The organism is Aquimarina sp., from assembly GCF_977115655.1.
Genome location: NZ_CDSBKO010000128.1, coordinates 1 through 4436 on the forward strand (window position 1 = coordinate 1; position 4436 = coordinate 4436).

3 protein-coding genes are annotated in these 4436 nt (G+C 33.8%); all 3 read left to right on the forward strand.

Features of this window, described 5'->3' with window-relative positions; all coding sequences use genetic code 11:
* Positions 1-464: 464 nt before the first annotated feature.
* Positions 465-1424 (forward strand): methionyl-tRNA formyltransferase, encoded by a 960-nt coding sequence (locus ACZIYX_RS23655; protein ID WP_462684733.1) that lies wholly within the window; start codon positions 465-467, stop codon positions 1422-1424.
* Positions 1425-1466: 42 nt separating this feature from the next.
* On the forward strand, positions 1467-2015 hold the full coding sequence (locus ACZIYX_RS23660) for a phage tail protein (protein WP_462684734.1): 549 nt from the start codon (positions 1467-1469) through the stop codon (positions 2013-2015).
* A 701-nt stretch (positions 2016-2716) separates the two neighbouring features.
* Positions 2717-4436: beta strand repeat-containing protein (locus ACZIYX_RS23665; protein WP_462684735.1), on the forward strand; the 1720-nt coding region annotated here is incomplete at its 3' end.

Genomic DNA, 4436 nt, shown 5'->3' on the forward strand with positions numbered 1-4436 from the left:
CTAAAGTAACTGCAATCAAATTGCAGGGTTTTAACCTTTAACTAGATAATAAAAACTATATTTCTGAAAATCAAAGTTTTGATACCAAAAAACCATTCTCATCAACTAAATTCTCTTTCTTTAACTTAAAAACAAAAAATATTTGAAAATAGTTAATTGTTAAAAAAATAACTATATTAGTGATTGGCAAAACATAATTACATCTATTAAAACAGTAAATTAACTAGATACACATTTATACTTACCCCCATAAATGTGACTATAAAATAAACTTCCCTAAATCAGGGAAACATACTTTATTGAGTAATCACATATTGTCAATTTTCAAATAGTTTGTTCTATTAATTCATCTTAGTTTCTATTTTTTAGAATATAGATTAGATAAATTAAAGTCGCAGCTATATAATTATCCATTTTTAAGCTATATATAGGTTATCTAATAACTTATACTAAACTATGTATGTATGAAAATTACTCTAATTGGGAGTTTTCCATCTTGTTTTATGTTATATAAGTATTTGTCTAAATACAATTATTTGGATGCTGTTTGTGTTCAAAAACATAACACTTCTATATCTGATCAAGATTTTTGGATACAATCTGCCCAGAACGAAGGTTTCGAGACTTATACAATAGACAGTAGTTCTATCAAAAACACGTTTAAGAGTTGGCTACAGGATCGATCCCCAGATTTGGTAATAGTTTATGGTTTTTCGTTAAAAATACCTGAAGAAGTTTTGTCTATTCCAAAGTATGGATTTTTAAATATTCATTTCGGAAAATTGCCCGAAAACCGAGGACCCGACCCTCTATTTTGGTCTATAAAAAAAGGAGAAAAGCAAACAGCTATTACCATACATCAAATGGATGAAGATTGGGATACTGGCAAAATTCTTTTAGAAGAATCAATACCTATTACGCAGGGTGAGACAGCAGGAATGGTAAACTCTAAAATGAATTTTACACTAGTACGGCTTATAGAAAAAGCATTACCTCTTGTACAAAATCCAGAGAATTATAAAACTCAATCTACTGAAAAAAAGTACAACAGACGTCCCAGCGATATAGAAACTACAATTAATTGGGAAGAACAGACAGCAGATGAAATCGAAAATTTGATCAATGCCTGCAATCCAAAATACGGAGGAGCAACAACATATTACCAAGGTTCTCCTATAAAAATAATAGAAGTTTCTCCTGCAGATTGCCCGGATACTCTAATCGACAAGTCTCCTGGTGAAATTGTGCATATCCATCCACAAGAAGGGTTATTTGTATACTGTAAGGATAAAAAATTACTAAGAGCAAATATTATTCATTCGGATGCAGGAGTCTTAACAGGTCAAAAATATTTTTATTTAGGAGTACAACAAAATCAACATTTTACAACCAGTTTAAAAACAGAGCCCCTTATTACTATATAAAGAAAAACATTAAAATAACTATTAATCTTAAAATCAAAATTTATGGATCCATTTTTAGGACAAATCGTATTATTCGGAGGGAATTTTGCACCAAGAGGGTGGGCACTTTGCGAAGGGCAATTATTGCCAATTTCTCAAAACACGGCTTTATTTTCTATTCTGGGAACAATTTATGGAGGAGATGGAAGGACAACTTTCGCTTTACCAGATTTGCGAGGTAGAGCTGCAATTAGCTCAGGTCGCGGACCAGGATTATCTGACCATAGATTAGGATCGAGAAGTGGACAAGAAACTGTTACCTTAAACCTAACAAATCTACCAAGTCATAATCATACCGCAACAGGAACTACTAGAGCTTCTTTTGTACCACCTACCGGAGGAGGTAACCAAGGTAGCCCAAATGGCACAAACTTTTCAGGAGATGGTAGTCAAATATATTCAAACAATGTTAGCAATGTTAATATGGCAGAAAATAATGTTAATGTTACCGTTGGCAATACAGGAGGAAATCAACCCATAAACAATATGCCTCCATATTTAACCACAAATTATATTATTGCATTAGTAGGAGTTTTTCCTTCACGTAATTAAATACAAAAAATAGGACTGCCTGAAAAATAATGGTATCAAAGTTTACTTTTCAGGCAGTTACATTTAAATTCTTATCTTTAAAGTTGTTTAAACTTTTTTGAAAAAGAAAAAAGGTTATGGATAATATTTGTGTCTCAAAGCAGAAAGCAATAAATAACAATGTATTATACCCTTAACACTTGATCAAAATCATAACAGAAATGAAAATTGTTCCTTACATTTCAAAACATAAAAAAGGTTTCCTTTTAAGTGTCTCCATAGTAGGGATTGTAAACATAATTCTTTGCAAACTAATGTTAAATGTTCAACAGAAGTATTTACCTATAAATATTTTTCCTGAAAAATTTTTAAGTTGGTAATACGTTTATTGTTATTTTTGGAAAATGGTCTTTATCAAAAACCAGGTATAGCCGTTGAGCTATCTTATTAAAATTACATAACAAAGAGTTAGATCTATCAAATGTCGATTTTGATAAAAACTCATACTCCTGCTACAAGAAGCGGGATATCAGGCAGAAAAAACAAAAACAACCAATACATAGAGATGGACAGCTATAAATCATTACTAAATAGATTTGATACAACTGTAAAAAGCCAGAAAGGATCAACCTTTTGTTGTTCATTATAATGGCTCCTAAAAAAAATTTAAGAAAAAAGTTTAAACAACTTGTTTATAAAAATTTAACAATAAAACTACAATAATGGGAAAAAAATACTTTTTCAAACTAAAAAAACCTTTTTTAGTTATTTTATTACTTCATGTTTTTTATTTTACCAGCAACCAAATTCAAGCACAACAATTAGATGCTACATTTAGTGTTGTCGGAGGATCTAGATTACAAATAGTCTTTAATCAAAATGCTACATTTCAATTTTCTGAATCTTACTCTAATATACAAAATGCATTTTCAGTCATTATAAAAAATGTATACAATAGCCAACCTTCTCCTGGAGGATTTGCTAGTGCATCTGGCTTATCTTATTCATCGTCTGCTGGTAAATCCGGTTCATCTACTAGTATGGGAACTTATGGTTTAGACTTTGGACCATTTGTTAGAGCAACAGACGATGTAATCACTTTTTCCCTTGCACCAGGAGCAACAATAGCTTCAGGAGAAACCATTACCATTCCTGCCGGAACAGCAATACAGGCACTACCCGGCAACTATGGTGCTGGCCAAACATTTAATGCCGGTCCCTATACTGCAATAATTGCTAACAGTGCCTTTGATGGAATTGCCGCTACAATGATTGTATCAAATGTCGCCCCCTCAATATCCATAGATAATTCGAACCTTGCTTATACCGAAGGAGAAGTTGCCAAGCAAATAGATAATTTTGCTACGGTTAACGATGCAGACGGAGATGCAGATTGGAACGGAGGTACGTTAGTCGCACAAATCACAGCAAATAACGAAGCTAGTGATGAGTTAAGCATTTCTGATACAGATGGAGATGGCACAACAATAACAATTAGCGGAATTAATATTTTATCAAATGGAGTAGATATTGGTGACTTAAGTATTAGTGGCGGGATCGTTACCAACGGCACTGCACTTACTATTACTTTTGATAGTAATGCTACGAATGCTAACATACAAGAAGTACTTCAATCTATACGATACAGAAGCACCTCTACAAATCCGGGCACTTCTAACAGAACAGTTACAGTTACTGCTACAGATACTAATGCAGCAAGTGCTAATGACACAAGAACAATTGCTATTAGCAAAATACCAGATGTAACCAGTGTTACCGTTCCTGCTAATGCAACCTATATCGCCGGACAAAATCTGGATTTTACCATTAATTTTAATGATAATATAACCGTTAATACCACAGGAGGAACGCCACAATTAAGCCTTACTATTGGTGCCACAACCAGACAAGCTGCTTATGTAAGCGGAAGCGGAACTTCGGCATTATTGTTCCGTTACACTGTACAAACCGGAGATTCGGATACCGATGGAATTACCGTAGGCACTTTAGCTGCCAATGGGGGTACCTTAAGAAATAGCTCAGGTAATGATGCTGTCTTAACATTAAATAGTGTTGGGAGTACCACTGCTGTATTAGTAGACGCAGTAGCCCCAACCATAACCAGTGTTACCGTACCTGCTAATGCAACCTATATAGCCGGACAAAATCTGGATTTTACCATAAATACCAACGAAAATATAACGATTAATACTGCTGGAGGAACTCCACAATTAAGTCTTACTATCGGTGCTACAACACGTCAAGCTGTTTATCAAAGTGGTTCTGGCACTAGTGCTTTATTATTTAGATATACAATTCAAACTAATGAATTAGATACCGATGGTATAACTGTGGGTACTTTAGCTGCTAATGGTGGAACATTAAGGGATGCCGCCGGAAACAACCTTAATACTACACTAAACAGTGTAGGAAGTACCACCG